The sequence below is a fragment of the Thermosipho ferrireducens genome (assembly GCF_017358165.1).
GTDB lineage: Bacteria > Thermotogota > Thermotogae > Thermotogales > Fervidobacteriaceae > Thermosipho_B > Thermosipho_B ferrireducens.
Window position 1 is genome coordinate 948,696 of the sequence record NZ_CP071446.1, and the last position, 22,126, is coordinate 970,821.

At 33.3% G+C, this 22,126-nt stretch carries 22 protein-coding genes; 11 read left to right on the top strand and 11 right to left on the bottom strand.

Features of this window, described 5'->3' with window-relative positions; translation table 11 throughout:
* Positions 1–51: 51 nt before the first annotated feature.
* From obgE to ndk, 9 genes are all read left to right on the top strand, one after another.
* Positions 52–1,359, top strand: a complete 1,308-nt coding sequence (gene obgE / locus JYK00_RS04690; RefSeq protein WP_207567525.1) for a GTPase ObgE — start codon at positions 52–54, stop codon at positions 1,357–1,359.
* Entirely contained in the window at positions 1,310–1,942 is a 633-nt protein-coding gene (nadD, locus tag JYK00_RS04695) for a nicotinate (nicotinamide) nucleotide adenylyltransferase (protein ID WP_207567526.1), read from the top strand. The genes obgE and nadD overlap by 50 nt, the downstream gene beginning before the upstream one ends.
* A complete protein-coding gene (locus JYK00_RS04700; RefSeq protein ID WP_207567527.1) occupies positions 1,932–2,822 on the top strand; it encodes a tRNA dihydrouridine synthase in 891 nt (296 codons plus the stop codon). The genes nadD and JYK00_RS04700 overlap by 11 nt, the downstream gene beginning before the upstream one ends.
* 123 nt (positions 2,823–2,945) lie before the next feature.
* On the top strand, positions 2,946–3,944 hold the full coding sequence (locus JYK00_RS04705; protein WP_207567528.1) for a polysaccharide deacetylase family protein: 999 nt from the start codon (positions 2,946–2,948) through the stop codon (positions 3,942–3,944).
* A 13-nt stretch (positions 3,945–3,957) separates the two neighbouring features.
* The gene (gene aspC, locus JYK00_RS04710) at positions 3,958–5,094 is read left to right on the top strand and encodes an aspartate aminotransferase (RefSeq protein WP_207567529.1); all 1,137 of its coding nucleotides are present in this window, start codon (positions 3,958–3,960) and stop codon (positions 5,092–5,094) included.
* 22 nt (positions 5,095–5,116) lie between these two features.
* Positions 5,117–5,719 (top strand): MBL fold metallo-hydrolase, encoded by a 603-nt coding sequence (locus tag JYK00_RS04715; protein ID WP_207567530.1) that lies wholly within the window; start codon positions 5,117–5,119, stop codon positions 5,717–5,719.
* A gap of 7 nt (positions 5,720–5,726) precedes the next feature.
* A complete protein-coding gene (locus tag JYK00_RS04720; RefSeq protein ID WP_207567531.1) occupies positions 5,727–7,634 on the top strand; it encodes a transglycosylase domain-containing protein in 1,908 nt (635 codons plus the stop codon).
* A gap of 1 nt (position 7,635) precedes the next feature.
* Entirely contained in the window at positions 7,636–8,181 is a 546-nt protein-coding gene (locus JYK00_RS04725; protein WP_207567532.1) for a hypothetical protein, read from the top strand.
* The gene (gene ndk, locus JYK00_RS04730; RefSeq protein WP_207567533.1) at positions 8,157–8,600 is read left to right on the top strand and encodes a nucleoside-diphosphate kinase; all 444 of its coding nucleotides are present in this window, start codon (positions 8,157–8,159) and stop codon (positions 8,598–8,600) included. Before JYK00_RS04725 ends, ndk begins: the two co-directional genes overlap by 25 nt.
* 22 nt (positions 8,601–8,622) lie before the next feature.
* Here ndk and JYK00_RS04735 read toward each other — a convergent pair whose 3' ends face one another.
* The 3 genes from JYK00_RS04735 to JYK00_RS04745 are packed head-to-tail and all read right to left on the bottom strand — an operon-like array spanning position 8,623 to position 11,546.
* A complete protein-coding gene (locus JYK00_RS04735; RefSeq protein WP_207567534.1) occupies positions 8,623–9,720 on the bottom strand; it encodes an ABC transporter permease in 1,098 nt (365 codons plus the stop codon).
* A 15-nt stretch (positions 9,721–9,735) separates the two neighbouring features.
* A complete protein-coding gene (locus JYK00_RS04740; protein ID WP_228288212.1) occupies positions 9,736–10,908 on the bottom strand; it encodes a vWA domain-containing protein in 1,173 nt (390 codons plus the stop codon).
* A gap of 14 nt (positions 10,909–10,922) precedes the next feature.
* A complete protein-coding gene (locus tag JYK00_RS04745; RefSeq protein ID WP_207567535.1) occupies positions 10,923–11,546 on the bottom strand; it encodes a hypothetical protein in 624 nt (207 codons plus the stop codon).
* A gap of 132 nt (positions 11,547–11,678) precedes the next feature.
* On the opposite strand from JYK00_RS04745, the gene JYK00_RS04750 reads away from it, so the two are divergent.
* Both JYK00_RS04750 and JYK00_RS04755 read left to right on the top strand, forming a co-directional pair.
* Positions 11,679–12,899 (top strand): competence/damage-inducible protein A, encoded by a 1,221-nt coding sequence (locus tag JYK00_RS04750; protein WP_207567536.1) that lies wholly within the window; start codon positions 11,679–11,681, stop codon positions 12,897–12,899.
* A complete protein-coding gene (locus tag JYK00_RS04755) occupies positions 12,896–13,879 on the top strand; it encodes a LacI family DNA-binding transcriptional regulator (protein WP_207567537.1) in 984 nt (327 codons plus the stop codon). Before JYK00_RS04750 ends, JYK00_RS04755 begins: the two co-directional genes overlap by 4 nt.
* 1 nt (position 13,880) lies before the next feature.
* Here JYK00_RS04755 and mutL read toward each other — a convergent pair whose 3' ends face one another.
* From mutL to JYK00_RS04795, 8 genes are all read right to left on the bottom strand, one after another.
* The gene (gene mutL / locus JYK00_RS04760; RefSeq protein WP_207567538.1) at positions 13,881–15,563 is read right to left on the bottom strand and encodes a DNA mismatch repair endonuclease MutL; all 1,683 of its coding nucleotides are present in this window, start codon (positions 15,561–15,563) and stop codon (positions 13,881–13,883) included.
* Positions 15,563–16,930 carry an alpha-amylase family glycosyl hydrolase gene (locus tag JYK00_RS04765; RefSeq protein WP_207567539.1) on the bottom strand — a complete coding sequence of 456 codons (1,368 nt, stop codon included), beginning with the start codon at positions 16,928–16,930 and terminating at the stop codon, positions 15,563–15,565. The genes mutL and JYK00_RS04765 overlap by 1 nt, the downstream gene beginning before the upstream one ends.
* Positions 16,924–17,409, bottom strand: a complete 486-nt coding sequence (locus tag JYK00_RS04770; protein WP_207567540.1) for a metallophosphoesterase family protein — start codon at positions 17,407–17,409, stop codon at positions 16,924–16,926. The genes JYK00_RS04765 and JYK00_RS04770 overlap by 7 nt, the downstream gene beginning before the upstream one ends.
* A 105-nt stretch (positions 17,410–17,514) precedes the next feature.
* Positions 17,515–18,270: a hypothetical protein gene (locus JYK00_RS04775; protein ID WP_207567541.1), complete on the bottom strand. Its 756-nt coding sequence runs from the start codon at positions 18,268–18,270 to the stop codon at positions 17,515–17,517.
* Positions 18,267–19,211 (bottom strand): ABC transporter ATP-binding protein, encoded by a 945-nt coding sequence (locus JYK00_RS04780; protein ID WP_207567542.1) that lies wholly within the window; start codon positions 19,209–19,211, stop codon positions 18,267–18,269. The genes JYK00_RS04775 and JYK00_RS04780 overlap by 4 nt, the downstream gene beginning before the upstream one ends.
* A 209-nt stretch (positions 19,212–19,420) precedes the next feature.
* Positions 19,421–20,383, bottom strand: a complete 963-nt coding sequence (locus JYK00_RS04785; protein ID WP_207567543.1) for a bactofilin family protein — start codon at positions 20,381–20,383, stop codon at positions 19,421–19,423.
* Entirely contained in the window at positions 20,376–20,750 is a 375-nt protein-coding gene (locus tag JYK00_RS04790) for a DUF2089 domain-containing protein (RefSeq protein ID WP_207567544.1), read from the bottom strand. Before JYK00_RS04790 ends, JYK00_RS04785 begins: the two co-directional genes overlap by 8 nt.
* Positions 20,751–20,901: 151 nt before the next feature.
* Positions 20,902–22,008: an NAD(P)H-dependent flavin oxidoreductase gene (locus JYK00_RS04795; RefSeq protein WP_207567545.1), complete on the bottom strand. Its 1,107-nt coding sequence runs from the start codon at positions 22,006–22,008 to the stop codon at positions 20,902–20,904.
* Positions 22,009–22,126: the final 118 nt, after the last annotated feature.

The window sequence follows — 22,126 nt, forward strand, 5'->3', positions numbered from 1 at the left end:
AATAGGGGGATTTTTTGTTTTGATGGTAAAATACTATGTAGAGGTGATTATATGAAAAGAGCGGATTTTATAGATAGGGTTAAAATTTATGTGAGAGCTGGAAAAGGCGGAGACGGAGCTGTAAGTTTTAGACATGAAAAATATGTTCCAAAAGGTGGGCCAGATGGTGGCGATGGCGGAAATGGTGGTTATGTTTTTTTAAGGGCTAATCCAAATCTTTCCACTTTGTTGACTTTAGCAGAGAAAAGAAAGTATATAGCAGAAAATGGAAAAAATGGTATGGGAAAGAAGATGCATGGAAGAAATGGTGAAGATGTGATTATTGATGTTCCAGTTGGTACTATTGTGATAGAGGAAAGTACGGGAAAAATTATAGCAGATATGGACACCCCTGGCATGGTAGTTTGTGTAGCAAGAGGTGGCCGAGGTGGTAGGGGTAACGTTCACTTTAAAAGTTCTACAATGCAAGCCCCAAGAATTGCTGAAAAGGGGGCAGAAGGTGAAGAGAAGAATCTTATATTAGAACTAAAGCTTTTAGCTGATGTAGGACTTGTTGGGTATCCTAATGTTGGTAAAAGTTCTTTTATAGCTCGTGTGAGTAATGCGAAACCGAAAATAGCAGAATATCCGTTTACAACTCTGATACCGAACCTTGGAGTTGTCGAAGTTGAGGATACTCAATTTGTAATAGCTGATATCCCAGGCCTTATAAAGGGGGCCAGTCAGGGAGTTGGACTTGGAAATCTCTTTTTAAGGCATGTGGAAAGGTGTTCTGTTATAGCTCATATTGTGGATATTTCAGGCTATGAAGGTAGAGATCCCATAGAAGATTATTTTGATATAAGAAAAGAGCTGGAATATTTTAGCGAAAATTTAGCGAAAAAAGAAGAAATAATTATAGCCAATAAAATTGATCTTATAGATAAAGCAATATGGAAAGAAAGAGTTAAGTTGCTTTCTGACAGAACCGGGAAAAAGGTATACCCAACAAGTACAATTACTGGAGAAGGGCTCAAGGAAGTACTTTATGAATTGTATAATCATGTGAAAAAAAGTAAAGTTTTGGTGCATACTAAAAAGATTGTAAATGAACATATAAGAAGGCCTAAACCAATCTGGAAAAAGTTACCTGAGCGTTTTCCTATTGAGATAAAAAGAGATTCAGATGGTGAATTTATTGTTGGAGGTAAATATGTGGAAGAATGGGCAAAGAGATTTAACCTTTCTCAAAGAGATGGATTTGATAAGTTTATGGAACTTCTTCAAAAGAATGGTATAGACCAGAAATTAAAAGAGGCTGGTGCAAAAGATGGCGATACAGTTTGGATTGCCGGAAGAGCTTTTGAATTTAGAGAATAGTTTAATCATTTTTGGTGGCTCGTTTAATCCACCCCACAACGGACATGTGATGATTGCAAATTTAGTGATAGAACTGTTTAAAGGTATGGAATTTCATATTGTTCCAAGTGCGACTCCACCTCATAAAAAAGTGAGTATAGAATTTTTAAAGCGATATGAGATGGCCCGGATAGCATTTTCAAAAATAAAAGGTGTAAAAGTTGTAGATACCGAATACAAGTTGGGTGGGATAAGTTATGCTGTAAACACAGTTAATTATTATAAAAAGTTTTTTGATAACATTTTTTATCTTGTAGGTGAAGATGCTCTGGCGAGTATAGAAAAATGGTACAAATATGAGGAACTTTTGAAAAAAGTGATAATGATTGTTTATCCTCGTTATAAAGATGAGAGTCTTGTGGAAAGGGCTAATTCAGTACTTGGAGAGCTTGCAGAAAAAATTTATATGCTTGATTTACCAATTATTCAGATTTCGTCCACGTTTATACGTGATCGTGTGAAAAAAGGGCTTAGTGTTTATGGTTTTGTACCAGAAAGTATAATACCAATTGTTGAGGAGGTTTATAAAAAAAGTGCTCGGTGAAATTGGATTAGCTCCTATGGCCGGAGTGACTAATTGGAGTTTTAGAAAGTTGTGTTTTGAATATGGTGCGCAATTTGCATTTACTGAAATGATAAGCGCTGATAGTGTTGTGAGAAATATATCAATTAATAATAAATATTTTCCCAGATGTGAAGAGAAAGATAAAGTGGCTGTCCAGATTTTTGGTTCTGATCCTTTTATTATGGCTCAAGCTGCGAAAATCGTTGAAGGAAAAGGTGCCTGGATAGATATAAATGCTGGATGTCCTGTTAAAAAAATAGTAAAACGAGGGGCGGGTAGTGCTTTATTAAGGGATTTAAAAAGGTTGAAACAAATAATATATGAAGTGAAAAAGAATGTCAATTGCAAGGTGTCTGTAAAGGTTAGACTTGGCTGGGAGAAAAATGAGTTTGAAAAAATATATAATGCGGTGGTGGAAGCAGGTGCTGATGCAATCTTTGTTCATGGAAGAACAGCAAAGCAAATGTACTCAGGGAAGGCAACATGGGAGTTGAAAAACGAAGGTTATATACCATTTTACATAAATGGAGATATTAACTCTCTTGAAATAGCAAAAATAGCAAAGGAAATTTCAGGAGCTGATGGGGTTTTGATAGGAAGAGGAGCGATAGGAAGTCCGTGGATATTTTCTAAGAATCAAATTGGTTTGGTTGAACGCCTGGAAATAATATTGAGGCACATAGATTTACTTTACGAAGAAGTCGGTGAAAGGGCAGCTGTGGAGTTCAGGAAATTTGTTTCTGGATACACTAAGAATCTAAGGAATGCCCGGGAATTTCGTGTAAGTGTTATGAAGATTTTAGATGTTGAAGAGTTAAAAACGACATTTACGTTGTATTTTGAGAAATTAGCAGCATAAAGTAGAGTTCTTGACATTTTTAAGTATATGTTTGTTAAAAAAAGTTTTATAGCCTTAGAAGCTTTTGTTAGAGTATTATATAATAAAATCGAGAGATAAGTTGCGAGTTAAAGGAGTGGATTCATGAGACGTATAATCTTTTTTTTGTTGTTAATAATCTTATCATTTACATCATTTTCTAACATTGTGATTTTTATTTATCATAGATTTGATGATGAGAGATATCCCACGACTAATACATGGATTTCTGAGCTTGAGCTTCACATAAAAATGGTTAAGAGGCTTGGATATAAAGTCTGGACACTCAAAGATTTAGAGGATTATATTTACGGTCGTAAAGAAAAAGAAAATGCTGTAATTTTTACAATTGATGATGGATATGTTACGGTTTATACGAAAGCTTTCCCTGTGTTTAAAAAATATGATGTACCATTTTCTGTTTTTCTTTATTTTAAAGGAGTGGGAAATTCTTCAGAATACCTTACATGGGATATGATACGTGAGATGAAAGAATGGGGAGTAGAATTTGGGAACCATTCCTATTCGCATGAAAAGTTTCCTTCGTTTTATGAAAAACTGGGAAGAAAGAAATTTATAGAATTTTTTGAAAAAGATTTGCAACAAGGTGAAGAAATATGGGAGAAGCATATGGGAACAAGATTAAAATATTACGCATATCCTTATGGTTATTATAACAAAGACATGATTAACATTTTGAAAAAACATGGGTATGTACTTGCTTTTATGCAGCTATCAGGACCATATACGAAAGAAATTTCACCATATGAAATTCCAAGAGAAGCCTTACTTGAAGATTGGGCAACAGAGGAGCATGTAAGATATATATTATCTCGTGAAGCACTGATTGTTGAAGGGACGCCTTATTATTGGAAAGATGGAAAATTTTATGTAAAAGCCCGAATAGTTTATCCAGAATATATAAAAAATCAGGTTGTATATATAAGAGAAAAAGGAATTGTAAGTTCAAAGAAAGCTGGTGATAATATAGTAGCCGGTCCTTTTGTAATTAATAATGAGTATAATAGTTTGATGATTAGTGTTCGAGGAAAAGATAATAAAGAGTATGTAAGATATTTTCTTATAAGAAAGCAAAGTTATTAAGGAGGTATCTATAGTGGATATTATTGATTCCATCCCAACATCCAAGACATTAGAAATAAATGCGATTGCTAAGAAATTAAAGTCTCAGGGAAAAGATATAATAAATTTAACAACAGGCGAACCGGATTTCCCTACACCAGAACCAATTAAGGAAAAAGCAAAAGAAGCTCTTAAAAACAATTTTACAAAATATACAGATAGTAAAGGAATATATGAATTAAGAGAAGCGATTTCTACAATGCTTAAAGGTAAAGGTATTTATTTTTCTAATGATGAGATTGTTGTTACAAATGGAGGAAAACAGGCTATTTTTAATTCTATTATGTCTATTCTGGATAAAGGTGACGAAATTATTCTCTTTTCCCCGCTGTGGGTTAGTTATATTCCAATGGTTATGCTTGTTGGTGCAGAACCTGTGATTGTTGAGACAAAATTTGAAAATGATTTTCTTCCTACAAAAGAAGATATAATATCGAAACTTACAGATAAAACTAAGGTTATACTTATAAACTCACCAAATAATCCTACAGGATCAGTTTATTCAAAAGAGATTTTAGAAGAGATAGCAGAAATTGCCAATAAAAATAATATTTTTGTTATAGCAGACGAGGTTTATGATTCACTTGTGTACGATGGAAGTTTTACTTCACTTTACGGTATGGTGAATGAGGATTTGTTAATATATGTGAATGCGTTTTCAAAAGCATATTCAATGACTGGCTGGCGAATAGGCTTTGTTGCGACTAAAAATGAGGTTGTATATAGAAGAATTGCAAAACTTCAAAGTCATACAACATCTTCGACAAATTCGATATCACAATATGCTGCTATAGAAGCTACAGTTACAGACAATTCAAAAATGGTTGAGGAATTTCGAAAAAGAAGAAATTTTGCTGTAGAAAAAGCAAAAGAAATAGGTTTAGATTTTGTGAACCCAAAAGGTGCGTTTTATCTTTTCTTTAAATCTCCTGTTGAAGATGATGAAGCTTTTTGTAAGGAACTTCTTGAAAAGAAGCTTGTGGCTCTTGTACCTGGCAGTGCTTTTAATGCAAATGGATTTGTCAGATTATCTTTTGCAAATTCAATTGAAATTCTTTCTGAAGGTTTTAAAAGGATAGGTGAATTTTTAAAAGAGAATATAAATCCTTGATTATTAGGAGATAGGTGAATATATGACATTGAAAAAACTGAATGCTGTAAAACCTGGTCTAAATTTAATAAAAACTTCTGGAATATTTATGACAAATACGTATATTTTTGAGTACAAAAACAGGCTGCATGTAGTAGACCCAGGTAAAGGAATAGGGGACTTTGTGAAAGAAAAGGTAGTGGTACTGTTAACTCATGGACATTTTGATCACATTCTCGGTTTATCTGAATTGAACATTGAAAGTGTATTTGTTTCGCTTGAAGATAGGGAACTTTTGCAAGATCCGATAGCAAATTTTTCGCAGTTTTTCAATCAACCATTTGTTTATGAAGGAAAAATTGAGAACATAGATGATTATATTGAAACAATTAAAGTTCCGGGACATACAATTGGATCGAGAATTATCAGAGTTAATAACTACGTATTTACAGGCGATACTGTTTTTTGCAATACTATTGGGCGTAGTGATCTTGGCGGATCAAAAAAATTAATGGAAGAGACTATAAGAAGTTTAAATGGTTTGTTTAGAAAATGGTCGCCGGATTATGTTATATTACCAGGACATGAAAATATTTGTACTTTGAAAGAGTTGCTCAAAGTTAATCCATTTTTTAAAGGAGTTTAAGCGTAAAATGAAGTACTGGTTGGCTTTTTTTACGGGAATTTTTGTTGGGTTCATAACTCTTTTTGGTGCCTATTATTATTTTACTCATTCACTTCCTGAACCTGAGTCGGTGGTACCATCAAGTCTGGTTATTCAATATTCTGATGGTACGCCTTTTTACCTTCCTCGTGCTTTATGGTACGACCTCTCTAAATATCCTCAGGAGTTGATAAATACTCTTATTCTTTCGGAAGATGAGGATTTTTACAATCATATGGGAATAGATACCCTTGGCTTTTTAAGAGCAATATATGTTACATTATTTAGAAAAACACTTCAGGGGGGCAGTACCATAACTCAACAGCTTGCCAGAAGTTTATATTTAACCCAGCATAGAACAATTGAAAGAAAAGTTCGAGAGTTTTTTGTTGCATTTTATTTAGAAAAGATAAGGACAAAAGATGAAATATTGGAACTTTATCTTAATACCGCCTATATGGGAAATGGTATTTACGGTTTTGGAACTGCTGCGAAATATTATTTTGGTAAAGAACCAGGTGAATTGACACTTCCGGAAATTGCTATACTTGTTAATACTGTAAAATCTCCTGAAAATTTTAATCCTAAAGCGTTGAGGGGTAATTACAATAGAGCAAAGATAGTTCTAAAAAGACTTTTAAACGAGGGGGTAATTTCAGATAAGAAATTTGATGATTATGTTAATGAACTTGGTTCTGTTAATGTAAAAAAAGTAACGGATTTTTCTTACAATGAGCAAGTTTTTTGGCGGTGTATAGAGGAACTCAAAAATATAGGTTTTTCACTTGATTATTTAAGAAAAGGGTTTGTTGTAAAAACCACGTTGAACAAAAAATATACCAGCTATGTAGAAAAGTTTTCCGAGGAAAATAATGGTGTTCTTGTGGTCAATTATTTAACAGGAGAAATACTTGCTTATTTTGGTGAAGGAATTAATAAAGGTCGCAGGCAAACTGGTTCTCTTATAAAACCTTTGTATTATTATAAAGCCTTACTTGATGGGTATAATCTTGATACGAAATTGTTTGATATGCCTATAAAAATAGGCGATTGGACTCCACAAAACTTTGAAAAAAATTTTACAGGCCAGGTTACTCTGGAAGATGCTCTTGTGCATTCTAAAAATGTTCCTTCTGTGAATTTATATTTGATGATGGGAGATAATAATATACGAAATTTTTTGATAAATGAATTAAAGATAAGCGGTTATTATCCCCCGGATTTAACACTTGCACTTGGAACTTTAGAAACAAGTCATGAGGAGCTCTTTAAAGGATTTTCCGCTATTTTAAACGGTGGAATAGTAATTAGCCCCAGAATGATTGATGAAATAATAGGCAATGATGGAATGGTATATTATAGGGCTTCTCCTAAGATAATAAATGTAATTACTCCTGAGAAAAGATCCGCTTATGAGGCAAGTTCAATGATGATAAAGCTTCTTAGAGAAGTTGTGGTAAAGGGTACAGGAATAAGGGCAAATATTCCTGGAAAATATATTGTTGGAAAAACAGGAACGGCGGCGCAATTTGCCTGGTTTATGGGAGCTGATGGGGCAACGCTTATGATAGTATCTAAGGATGGAAGAGATCTACTTGGTGGAAGGGATGTAGCACCTTTATGGAAGAAAATAGCCAGGGAAATAAGTATAGGTTCTACTCCATTTTTTGTTAGTAAGGACTATACTAAGGTGGAAGTTCTAAAAAACAATCCTTTAAAATATATTGATTACAATTATCTGGTTGAGAAGATTAAAAAAGGAGAAATTTCTTTAAATGAAATGGTATCGCTTTTAAAAACATTTGATCAACAGTCCATGATCGAATTTTTGTCATATGTAAATCAGGTGTCTCAGGAGATAACTCTTCAATTATGGGAAAGGTTAAGGGGTGATTGATTTGAAGTTTTTTTATAATCTGGCTCGTTCCGAATTTGGAGAATACGTTGTTGTAGAAGTAACTGATGGAAATAATTCCGGGCTTGGTGCAATTTTTCCCGAGAAGGTAAGAGGTGAAAACTATAAGACAATAATGGGAGCAATAGAAGAGTATAGGCCAATTGTCGAAAAAGCTGATTATGAAGATGCATTTTGGATTGTAGACAAATTGAATTTGCATTTTCCAGATCATCCTAAGGTAACTTTTGCAATAGATGCAGCGTTTAGAGAGTTGTACAGCAAAATTTCAGGTATTTCGTTGGAAAAGTTGATAGGATATCCAATTGTTCAGGAACATAAAAATCTCGAAAAATATAAGAGTAAAATTTATCCAGAATATTTGGGTTCTTTAAATATTGTGAAGGACATTCCGAAAATTTATGAGGATAATTTTATTTTTGTATTAACCAAATATCCCCATGGTGAAATGTGGGAAGTTTTAAAAGCATTGTCCACGAATTATCAATATACGGAGGTGATGACATGGAAAGAACGTTTGTTTTCTTAAAACCAAATGCTGTGAGAAGAGGCTTGATAGGTGAAATAATAAAACGTTTCGAACAACGTGGAATAAAGATAATAGCGTTAAAAATGATGTGGCTTACGGAAGAACAAGCTGAAAGACTTTATGAAATGCATAAGGGGAAATCATTTTATGAAGAGTTAGTCGAATTTGTTACAAGCGGACCTGTTGTTGCTATGATTCTTGAAGCTCCAAGAGTTATTGAAATGGTAAGACATATAATAGGTAATACTGACCCCTTAAAAGCAGAGGCCGGGACTGTAAGAGGAGAGTTTGCTTTAACCATTACAAAAAATCTTATTCATGCAAGTGATTCAAAAGAAAATTTTGAAAGAGAATCAAGAATTTTCTTTGAAGATACAGAAAAAGTGGATTATTACCTGGACGTTCAGGATGATATATAGTTTTTTCGTTAATTTGTAGTGGTTATTTTTTTGAGAATTCTTTTTTGATTATCAAAAGCATACCTATAAGTGTGATGATAGATACGATACTAATATACTTGAGTTCGGCTGAAATTGGAGAATTAGTAAGCTGATAGTTTCTGATAGCATAGATAGTTTTATATATTGGGGTAAAAGTTGATATTTTGTAGATATAAGATGGTAAAGTACTTACAGGTGTTATGCTTCCACTTGTGAAAAAGAAAAACATTGACAGAGCTATGCTGGAAATGTTGGCTATTGTGCGAGTGGGTGATAGGGAAGATAGTATAAGAGCTAAACTTGCATGGAAAATTGAACATAAAAGACTCAAAGGTAAAAATATTTTCAATGGTATTTTAATTCCGAAAATATATCCTATAGTGTAAACTATAAAGGAGACTAATAATCCCAATACCATGAGAGGTAGAAACTTTAAAAGGGCGTACCAATACCATTTTTCGTTGTTCACTTTAAAAATAGCAATTAAACCGTTTTCTCTATCGTTGATTATACTTAAAACTCCTATTGAAAGTGTTAAGAATACAACTGAAAGGAATAAAATAGCTGGAGAAAATAAGTTACCAAAGGTTGTTTCAAAATTTTCGGTTTTTGGAACGATTTTTGGAGCAGGTGTTCCTTCACCAACAAACAGATATTTTAGAACCTGCGGGTTGAAAAAGGGGCTTCCACTTAAATCTTTGAAAATGGAGTTTATTACGTTGTAAATTCCAACGGATAATTGCAGGTCAACTGGACTTGGTATAAAACTGATATTTACCTGTTCTCCATTATAAAGACCATCTGTAAAATTTTCTGGTATTACCAGAATAGCATTAAGACTACCATTTTGAAGAAGAGCCTGATAGTTTTCATCCACATAGGTTAAAGTACTCCCCTGAAAAAAGGACATTACAAGTTTTATTGTGAATCGCGAAAATGGAGAGTTATCTTTGTTATAAACACCAAGTTTTATAGAACTTACTCCAAAGCCATTAAAAAATATTATTCCACCAATTGTAAGCAGCGCTGGAACCATCAAAATCAACAGTAAATTTGCTGGTTTTCTGATAATTCTTTTTAATTCTAACCAGAATCTCATGGTAGATACTCCTTTCTAATTCTTTAGTACTATAACTGAAGATTTTCCATAAATTTTAATAGCGTCTTCCAGAAATTCATGATTGTACTTTGAAGATAAAACAAAAAGCGCTCTCCTTTTTATATGGGGAATATCTACGAACCCGTCTGTAAAAATAATTAGTCCTTCTATGTTGAGTTCTTTTTCAGCATAATCAATTGCCGGTTGTAAATTAGTCTCCCCTCCACCGTATACTTCCAGATTTTTCCATTTGCCGGAAATATATTTTGTAACCAGAGTAACAGATTTATCTATCTGAATGAGAACTATGTCAACATCATATTTTGATAATTTTTCTATTTCGGTTATAAATTGATTTAATTCTTCATCTATTATGCTTGCACTTGTATCCATAATTACGGCTATTTTGGATTTATATTCTTGTTTCCAGCCAGGGAGGTTTTCATACCGGCGATTCGGCCGTAAAGGCGTCATATATCTTTCACCTTTTTTTGATGCGCCAGAAAATTTTCTTAGTGCTGTTTTCCAGTCAACTTTTGAGTTTTGCAAAGAGAGTGAAATCATTTGTTTTAAACCAGAATCTAATTCTTTTCCGAACATGTTAAAGGCTTTTCCTATCTTATTTTGTGTTATTTCAAGTATCATTTCAAGAGTTGTTTCGGGATTGTTATATAAGGAAGAGTGATCATCAAATGTGTCTGGAAGAGCTTCAACGTCAAAGTCTTTGCGTTTTTCGAATTCATTCATTATCCATTCAAAATATTCCTCGGCAGTAGCGTTTATCATAAAGGCAGGAGGCCCTACAAAAATGGTATCATTGTCAGTTCCATGGCCTTCTTCAATTAACACATTTAATGGAACGCTTCTTGCATCAAGTTCTGGAATATATTGATTTATGGCAGCATCCATTGCAAGATCCCATATCTTTTTTTCTTTAGCATTTTTTGGTTTAATACGGAAGTGCTGGTTTATTATGTGCATTATTTCATGCAAAATAAGTGCTTTTAAAAACCACAATGGCTTTTTCTTTACAGAAGAAGGATTGTAAAGTAACACAATATCACCGGTTCTGGCAAACTTGATAGCCAGATTTCTAATGCTATAGTTTTCCTGAAATTGGATACCGAGTAAAAGGTATGTATAAAAAGGACTTTCTTTCTTGATTTCATTTAGAGCCTTGTCTATCACGCCATCTACCACCTTTAAAATTTTACAACGATTCCTGCGTCAAAAAATTCATTTCCCAGTATAGGGAAGGATAGGTAAGGGACCCATTTGTAATTTGTTCCAAGAGATATACTTAATTCTATATCAGGTGTTATGTGGTGTTTTATTCCAGCTGTTACTTTATATCTGAAAATATCGTCTGAATTAAAAATTGAACCAAAATCTATTCCAGTGGATGGATCGTAATAAAGGTAAAAGGTTGACGTTTCAAGAATAAGAAATGTTTTTGTATTTTTAAATTGAAATTCTGGATTTATTCCAAAATACATTCTTCCAATTTCTGTTGTACCATCTACATTTCTTAAATTATGGAAAGTTATTTTTATAAAACTTTTAAAACTGAAAAATTCAACTTTTGAAAAAAGGCCAAATGAACCTATAAATTGCTCGTTTGCAAAACTATAACCGAAATCTCCTTCAAAAGATAAAAGCCCTTCTTTGAAAAATTTTATTGAGGAGTAAGGGTAACCAATTCGCATTTCAACATTTTTAAAAGTTTCTTTTACCCATATTCCTTCGTTTACTGAAAAACCAAAATAAGTCCCCAATATTAAAGAACTTATCAAGAGTAAAACAACCACAACAAAAATTCTGGTCATCTGGGTACTCCTTTCTCAAATAGTATCATGCATTTTTGATTATATCATATTTATAAAGGTGAAAAACGTGTAATTTTTATGGTATTATTAATTGTATGGAAACGTTCCATTTTTTAATGGGGAGTGTTTTTTATGAAAAAAGCAATAATTCTTGCTGTTGGAAATGAACTGGTACAGGGACTTATCGTTGATACAAATTCTAAATATATTTCTCGTGAGTTGTTTAATGTAGGTTATGAAACTTTACTAATTAAAAGTGTTCCAGATGATTTTGATTTGTTAGTTTATGAGTTAAAAGATTCTATATCACGATCCGATTTAGTTATAACTATAGGAGGATTGGGCCCAACAGAGGACGATTTAACAAGGGAAGCAGTTGCCGAAGCTCTCAATAAAAAGTTGGTTTTTTCTAAAAATTTATCTGAGAGTATAATAAAAAAAGCAAAAGCCTTTTATGAAAATGTTCCTGAAATTATAAACAGACAGGCTTATGTAATAGAAGGCGCGGAAATAATAGAAAATCCAGTAGGTACAGCTCCTGGACAGTTCTTGAATATTTCTGGTAAACATATAATCCTTTTACCAGGGCCACCTTCTGAACTTATTCCTATGTTTAAAAAGGCAATAGAAAATTTAAGGGAATTGCCGGGATTTTATATGAGAAGAGTTAAAACCGTTGGAATTCCAGAAGTTGTTCTTGTTGATGAATATAAACACATAATTTATTCCAATAAGAATGTAAACGTTGCAACTATGGCGAGCCACAAAAGTGGGGTAGAATTGCGATTTACCGGACCCGTTGAATTGAAGGATGTTATAGATAATATAGTCAAGGAACTTACACTGGCAATAAAAGATAATATATATGCTTATGACGATTCTACAATAGAAGAAGTGGTTTATAAACAACTTTTGGAAAGCAACATGACAGTTTCATTTGCTGAGTCATGTACTGGAGGTCTTTTATCATCAGAGTTTGTAAAAATACCTGGTGTTTCTTCCGTGTTTAAAGGAGGTATAATAGCATATTCAAATGAAGTGAAGATAAATTTATTAGGTGTTCGTTTAAAAACCATAAAAAATTATGGAGCTGTTAGCAGAGAATGTGTTGAGGAGATGAGTAAAGGAGTTGCCGAATTATTACGGAGTGACTTCGGCGTGGCGATTTCTGGTGTAGCGGGTCCTTCTGGTGGTACTCCTCAAAAGCCTGTTGGTACAGTCTGGATTTGCATTTATAATGTTAGAAATGATGTGCATTATTCTCAAAAATATAATTTTAGAGGAGATAGAAATATGATAAGAAGCAGGAGTGTTCTCCAGGCTTTTGATATGCTAAGGAGGGCGTTGAGATGAGGAAAAAAGGACTCACAATAAAAGATGTAGCAAAAAAGGCAGGGGTTGGGGTTGGTACAGTTTCAAGAGTATTAAACAATAGCCCGCATGTGAATCCAAAAACCCGAATGCATGTTTTGAAGGTTATCGAAGAGCTTGGATATATTCCAAATCCACATGCCAGGAGACTTTCAAGTGGACATTCTGGAATAATTACCACAATATTTCCACAGATGGTTGGAGAGTTTCATCAGTTACTATTAATGGGGATAGACAGAGTTTTAGAAAACGAAGGGTATACGTCTTTTGTTTATCCGCTTTACAGTGATAATAGATACAGGTTTGTAAAAGAATCTTCAGATTTTGTTCTCGGTACAGACGGGTTGATAATTGATGCATTGAATGTTGATAGGTTACTTTCTCAGTACATTCCAAGAAATACCCCTGTAGTTTCTCTGGAATATGAGTCGTCCAATTATGATTCAGTTTTGGTTGATAATTTTTATGGTGGTATGCTTGCTGGAGATTATATAGCATCTTTTGAAGGTGAAATTTTTATTGTTACCCATAGGCCTGAAAGTGAGCTTGAAAGTACAGTGTTTGACGAAAGGGTTAATGGTTTTATTGAGTCGATAGAGAGAAAAGGAAAGAAGGTATCAGAAATTTTTGAAATACCTCTTGATTGGCTTCAGGCTTTTAACATAGCCAAGGGAATATTCAGACGTGTAAAAAGGAGCTTGATTTTTGCCGCTACTGATTATTTTGCTTTTCCTATAGTTGAAGTTGCAAGATTGCTCGGACTTGAGGGAAAAAAAGACTTTTATTTGTGTGGATTTGATAATTTAACATTGTCGAATATTTTAAATATAACAACGATAAAGCAACCGATTTATGAAATGGGAAGAATGGCAGGTGAAATTCTTTTAAAGAGAATTAAAGGGTACTCGAGAAAGCCAAGAGCAATTGTTTTAAAACCAGAGTTGATTGTGAGAAAAACATAATTTAAGTTCTTTCGAAGAACTTATCAATTTCGGTGTATGTTATTTTAAGGAACAGTGGACGCCCATGAGGACATGTTAATAATTTCCTGTCAAAAACAGTTTTTATGAGTTTTTGAGCCTCTTCAAAAGTTATGTCATAGCCTGTTTTTACCGCTGCTTTACATGCTTTGTCAGCGATTATGTGTCTGAGTTCTTTTGAGCTCTTTTCAGAAACCTGTAGTTCATTAACGGCTTCCTGGATAATTTCCGGAACAAGTGATAATTTTATGAATCGAGGTACTGATAAAACCAGAATTTCGTTTTTCTCTATTTTTATTTCAAATCCCAGGGAGGTAAAGTCCGGAAGTTTTTCATTTATCAATTCTTTAAAGCTTTTTCCAGCTTGAATCTTTATTGGAACAATTAAATTTAAAGAATCTACTTTTTTTTCAAAGTTTTTTAGAAGTTCTTCATAAAGTATTCTTTCATGTGCAGCGTGAAAGTCCATTATATAAATTCCATCTTCCCCTTCAAATAGGACATATCGTTTTTTAATTATCAACAAATTATTTTTGTATTCTATGTTTTTCTGATTGGCATTGAGCAGAAATTGTTCAACATATTTGTTTTCTTCAGATTCGTTTTTTGTACTTTGAAATATTTGTTGAGATTTAAAGGTATTTTTTGTTATGTAATCTTTCTGACTCTCTTTAAAAGAGTGCTCGTTGATAATATAAATTTTTTTGGAAATGAAAGTTTTTATTGCTTCTCTTATAGTTCTTATTATGTCAGAATAGATTTCTTTTGGATTTGAAAATTTCACTTCCAGTTTTTGTGGGTGTACGTTTACATCAACTTTTTCTGGGGGGATATTTATAAAAATTACGCCGTATGGATGCCTCCCTGTAGTAATGGCTTCGCCATACCCAGTTTCAAATACTGAATATAGCATTTTATCTACGACATATCTTCCCTGGACAAAAAAGATTTGTCCAGTTCTATTTTTTCTGTAATAATCCGGTGAAGAAATTATTCCGCTAACATATGTTCCTTTCATTTCGGTAAATTCTTTAACTTCTGGAAATACGAGTGTAAACCTTTCTTTCAGGGTGCCTGTTTTTGCGTGGTAAATTATTTCTTGTTCGTTTTTGTACAGTATACTTATTTGAGGGGTACTTAAAATAAATTTTTCAACAATTTCTGTAACCATTCTTTGTTCTGAAATTGCTGATTTTAAGAACTTTCTTCTTGCCGGTACGTTGAAAAACAGGTCATACACTTCTATTGTGGTGCCACGACTGTGAGGGTATTCTTCTATACTTTTTACTCGACCTCCTATTATTTCCAGTCTATGAGATTCAACCCCGCTACTGGAGGTAATTATTAATCTACTTACTCTTGCAATTGCAGAAAGAGCTTCTCCCCGAAAGCCGTACGTTGATAATTTATAAATATCTTCGAATTTTTCTATTTTGCTCGTTGTATGTTCTTTAACGGCTATAATAAGTTCATCTTTTGACATTCCGTGGCCGTTATCTTTTACTTTGATGTAACTTTTTCCGCCGTTGCGTAGTTCTATTTCTATAGAATTTGCTCCGGCGTCAATTGAATTTTCTACAAGTTCTTTCACAACAGAAAATGGGCCTATGACAACTTCTCCAGCTGCAATTCTGCTAACTACCGACTCAGGTAGACGTCTGATCATTACAACACCTTCGTTTCATAAGCTTCTAATTTTATTCCATCTATTTCCTCACTATGCCCTGCAATGTTGTGGTAAATTCTCATTGAGTTTTTTCCATCAGTTATCGTATATCCTATTATGAATTGAGAGTTGTGTATGTCTTCTATCCATGAATTAGTAAGCCATGAATTTTCTTTTCTAAATTTTATCCAGTACTTAACTGTATTTAAAAGACTATCAGCCCTTTGTGATTGTTCCTCTACAGAAACACCTGTAAAAGCATAATTGAATCCTATGGATTTCCATAAAGTTTGCCCTTCCCCGGAAAGGGAGGCATACCATGGCATTGGTTCAAGTACATGTTCAGTAAAATATGGATCATAAACTCCTTTCATTCCGAGCTCATCTCCGTAATATATAAAAGGTATTCCAGGAGTGGTTAATAACATGGCAAAGAAGACTTTTCTCTGTTCTTCAGACTGGATTACTGAAGCAACTCGTGTCATATCGTGATTTCCGCTAAAATTTGCCTGAATATAGACTTGTTCTTTGTTTGTTAGTGTTTTTGAAAAGCAATCGACGATTTTATAAGTTGTACCATGACTTATCGATTCTCTTAAAGCTTCTGTGAAATAGAAATTAAAAGAACATCCTATCGTTTTTGCATATTCGGAAACTATTTCTGGATTATCCCAGACTTCTGTAACAGCAAAGACGTCGTTTTTTATATTTTTTGCTTTTTCCATGATAAGATTCCAGAATTTTATATTTTTTTCATGATTATAATGGAACCGACCTTCTGCTAAGTTATAATCGTAAATATGTTTAGCAGCATCAAATCTAAAGCCATCAACTCCCACTTTTAGCCAGAATTCAACTATTTCTAAAGCTTTTTCAATTACTTCTGGATTTTCATAATTAAGATCTGGTGAAGAGCCCCCGAAAACTCCATAATACCATTTGCCTTTCATATTATGCCAGAGCGGTTCATTATCCCACGGTCTTTTTTCATAGAGATTGATCTTCTCGTTTCCCCAGAGAAAAAAGTCTTTATATTTCTGGCTTCCATTTAAAGCTTCTTTGAACCAGGGATGTCTTGAAGATACGTGATTTAAAGGGAGATCTATTATTACTTTTATTCCATGTTCTTTGAGTGTTTTTATCATAGCCTTCATATCGTCTATGTTACCATATGTGCTATTTGTGTCGAAAAAGTCGATGATATCGTAGCCATGATAACTCGGTGATTTAAAATGGGGCATTAGCCATACAAGTTCAACTCCAAGTTCTTTTAGATACCATACAGCTTTGGCTATACCGTTGAAGTCACCTGTTCCATTGCTATTTGAATCGTAAAAGGATCTTATATAAATCTCATATCCTACCATGAAAGCCCTCCTTTGATTTTTTTGACTGTAAATGTTAGTTTGTCTCCTTTAACTTCTATTATACCGTATGTTTTGTGCCCTGCACCAGGATTTATGAAACGCTTTCCAAATTTTGTTGAATCGTCGACTAAATGACTATGACCGTATAAAATAACATTCACTTCATTATCGAAATGATTTTTAATTCTCTCAGGTATATTAAAATGAGAACCACTTCCATGGATCAGTCCTATTGTGAAGTTACCTATTTGAACAATTTTTTGAGAAGTCAGATAATCTTTTACATCAGGTTCATCCATATTTCCGTAAACTGCAAAAAAATTTTTGTTTGTTTGTTGTAGTAAAAGAACTGTATTTATGTCTACAAAATCACCAAGGGCGAATATTCCATCGCATTTTTCCGCTTCTTCTAAAATCACATCAGGTATTTCTCTGTTTCTTGTGGGAACGTGAAGATCAGAGACAACAAGATATTTCATTTTTTACCTCCTTTCATTAAATAATATTTTATCATTTATCATTTCTATATAAATCTATATAAAAAGCGAGACATCTGCCTCGCTTTTGTGAAAATTGTGAGAGCGTTAATATACAGCTATTTCTCCTTTTTTCCTTACTTTGTTTGAATAATAAGAAAATATCAACATTCCAATTGTTAAATAAGCTAAAGTTGAGACTATCATTCCAATCCAATAATAAGAATCTATTGGTTTATTATTCATAGTCATCCTCATAGCGACAACATAGGCATTAGCTGGTACAAGGAATTTGTATATTCCATCGAAAGAGGCTATTAAAAATGATATTATTGCAAACTGAACTATCTGAAGCAGTGCCTGAGTTCTTTTGAATCTTAAAGTTATTCCACTTAGTATAAATCCTATGCCATAACCCTGAAATATCAGTAAAATCAGTATTATGAAAAATTCTTTTGGAACTAATATTGAAAGACCCGCCATCTTAAAAATAACTACCATCATAAACAGAGTAAGTGGCATCATAAATATAAAATTTGATAATTGATAGAAAAGATAAATAACACCTGGCCCCAGTGGAGATAAAAACGATTGTTCGATTATGCCTATACTCATTTCATTTATGATTGTCCATGAAAGATCAACCAACGCACCAAGTAAAGCTATCCAGACAAAGTATCCCACCGCAACTCCCTGGAGATTATTTCCCAGAGAAGCGGGACTTCCAAATCGATTAATTCCTATTACCATAAAGTAGAATATTAAAATCATGACTGCAAAAGTTGAAAGAGTATTCAAATAATACCTTTTGATTTCTGCTATTACCCTTAAGAGGGTTCCTTTGAAAAGGTTCAAATATTTCATAGATTTTTCCCCCTTTGAACCAGACTAACAAATACTTTTTCAAAGTTAACCATTATACTTTCTAAATGCTTGAGTTCGAGCTCCATTTCTTTAAATTTATCAAATATCTCGTAAAGTTCTTTAATATCTTCAAGCTGGATTTCAAGTGTGGTATCTCCATCTTCGTGATATACATTTCCATACATCTGGAGATAAGAAAGTTTATTTTTATCGGGGATTCCAGTTATGGTTATTTTATAAGCTTTTTTTCTAAAGGCGTTTAATAAATTATCCTTTTTATCGTAAGCAACGATTTTTCCATCGTTTATTATCATTACACGATCTGCTATACTTTCAACAAGATGCATATCATGTGATGATAACAATACGGTTTTACCATTTTCCGATAGTTTTTTTAATATTTCTCTTACCTTTATTGTCGATTCAACATCAAGTCCAAGAGTAGGCTCGTCAAGAAGAACAATAGGAGTGTCGGGTAATAATGCTATGGCTATAGCGAGTCTTTGTTGCATCCCACGAGAAAGTTTGCCTGCTAATTCTTTTTTCTTGTGAGACAGTTCAACAAGTTCTATTACTTCATTGATACGATTTTTCAGATATTTTCCTCCAAGACCCCGTATATAGCCAAAATACTTTAAATTTTCCATCACAGTTAAACGCCAGTGAATATTTCTGTTACCTTCAAGAACTGCGCTCATGTTTTCAAGAGCCTTTTTTGGGTGTTTTTTTAAATTTATTCCCATCACGGAAATTTCTCCATCTTCTGGAATAACGAGCCTTAAAATAGATTTTATTGTTGTCGTTTTGCCGGCACCGTTAGGTCCTAAAATCGCAAAAATTTCTCCTTTATAAGTAGAAAAAGATATATTTTTAACTGCTTCAATGACTTTCTTTTTAGTTTTGTATATTTTCTTTAAATTTTTGACTTTTAACGTTTCCATAAAGACTCCCCCTTGATTATTTACTAATTTGTTTGAATTTTTTGATATTTAAAAATGGTGCGGTTTTTATCTTGTTTTTTGCTACCGCATTGATAAATAACAAACCGCACCAGATGATTTTTGCAAATATAAAATGCTAAAAAGGAAAATTCTTTTTAACAAAAAAAGCTAAGTTGTATATATAAAAGGGGCGTGAGTATAGTAATTAATCAGTTTTTCAGTTCGTTGCTTTCGGCTGAAATAAACCCGGCATTTACTTTCCCTTTTCCATATATATGTTCACAATTTACGTAACCTGCAGAAATTTTTCCATTTACATTAATAGTTTCGCTTGAAATGTTGCCACAACTAATCTTTGCATTTTCTTCAACAACAATCTCTTCTGCTGAAATATTTCCGCATTTTAGTATTGCACCTTCGTTTAAGTAAAGTGATTCTGTAGAAACATTTCCGCATTTAAGATTGCCACTTATTATTATTTCTTCTGCTTCAACATTTGTTCCTATAAATTCTCCTTTAACTACAATTCTTTCTGCAAACAATTCATCTTCTGTTTCGTATATTTCTCCTTCTTTAACAACGAGCTCTTCAATTTCTTTTTTTCTTCTTTTTTTACCTGACATAATGTTTGTTATGAGTCCATAATTTTTTGAGAAAATTTTTCCGTTACGAACTTCAAGACCTGAGAGAAATGGTTTAACAAAAAAGCTAAGAATACCTTTGATGAAAGCGTTATTGTATCTTACAAGATTTCCATTTACAACAGGCGGTTTTCCAGATTCTTTACACCCTACAATATTAAGATCCCCTTCTATAATTCCACCATTCCAGTTCACAGTGGAGCCAACAACATTTGCATCTTTGGTTACTTTTCCAGAAAATTCCAGCTTTCCCATAACAACAGAAAGTTCTCCCTGGATAGTTCCTTTTACAACAACATCACCTTTAACAACATTTAAATCTCCTTCATGAACTTCGCCTTCATCAATAACTATTTTTCCACCTATTACATCTTTTGAACCAGTCCACTTTTTGTATTCTTCTTCGTCGAAATCAATAACTTTTTCAGCTTCAGTGTTTCCAGTTTTGACGGCTGCGATTAACGCTTCTGCTTCTTCCTTGGTAATTTCTCCTCTTTCTAAAGCTTCAAGAATTTTTTTAATATCATCCATCATTTTCCCCCCTTTTCTTTTTTCTAAGGATGGCAAGTGCGTCATCAATTGAGATAAGTCTTTTCTCTAATTTTGTGAAAACATCTTCTTCATCAACTACATCATCACCGATTGGTTTTAGGCCTAACTTATTGAGAAGCTTATCAAGTTTACCTCTTAAGGTGAAATATCCTACACCTGTTACTCTTTCCATTTCTTTTAGATTTCCTCTGCTTCTTAAAAATAGTATTACAAATTTCATATCTTCTTTGTCTAAAAAGGCTAATGGTGAGACCTGGAACATTCCTGAAACTTTCACATTATCGTGGGTGCATTTTAATTCAGTTATTTTCATTGGCTTTCCGCATACCGGACATGTTGGTAGCAAAATAATTCACCTCCTTTCAAAAAATATTGTATAATATCCCAAAAAATTTGTCAAGCATTTCAAAAAATTACAGTTGATTTTGTAAAATAAAAAAAGCAGTAACACCGTAGTGCTACTGCCTTTTATCAGAAAAAATTAAGTAGAAAATTATTTATACATTCGCGTTTGATGTCTCTATATATTCATTTAATAGCGTTTCTATTAATTTTTTTACCGGGATAATTTCGTTAATTTTGTAAGCGTTAGCCCCTGCAAAAGCGAACCCTTCAGACAATCTCCCTTTTTTAGCGTTAGTTAAAGCGAGTGCTATACAGTATGGAACTTTTCTAAAATCGCATGTTTTTAGACATCTCCAGAGACAGGTGATTGGTTTTTTTATTCCTGCTGCAACATCTTCCAGGAATTTATTTTTTATAGCTCTGCCTGGAAGTCCTACAGGGCTATCTATAATTGTTAGGTCCTCTTTTTTACAGTTTAAATACGCTTGCTTAAATTTTATATCAGCATCACATTCGTAAGTAGCTACAAATCGAGTGGCCATTTGTACTCCGTTAGCTCCTAATTTCAAAAATTTATATATATCTTTTCCTGTGTATATTCCTCCCGCAGCAATAACAGGGATTTCTTTCTTGAAATCTTTTTCATATGGTTTTATTGTTGAAATAACTTTTGGTATTATTTTTTCTAATGAATAGTCTGGATCGTTTATTTGTTCTTTTTTAAACCCAAGATGTCCTCCTGCGAGGGGTCCTTCAACAACAACAGCGTCTGGTACGTGATTGTAATGTTTTGCCCAGTATCTAAAAATAGTGGAAGCTGCTCTTTCTGAGGATACAATAGGAACGAATTTTGTGTAAATTTTTTTAAGGCCTTCTGATAATAGTTTTTTGGGAAGTTTTAAGGGAAGACCAGCTCCAAGGAAAACTAAATCTATTTTTTCTTCTATAGCAGTTATTAAGAGTTCGTAGAAATCAGATAAGGCAACCATTATATTTACTCCTATGATGCCGTTTGTCTTTTTCCGTGCCTTCTTAATTTCTTTTTTTAAAGCTCTTTTATTTGCTTCTTTTAGGTTGGTTTGAAAATCTGGTTCAAACATTCCTATTCCTGCAGCTCCAATAACACCTATTCCACCTTCATTTGCAACAGCAGAAGCCAGACCTGATAAGGAAATACCTACACTCATTCCCCCCTGGATTATAGGAATTTTGGCTTCGAAATTTCCTATTTTCAATTTCGGGATTTTTTTTAAAAACATAAATCTCAACCTCCGTTCAATAAATTAATCTAAAATATTGATAAGTTGAATTATTAATCTTTACTAACAAAGTTAAATTCCTCAAACTTATTTAAACGTCATTGATTGTCCTTATTTT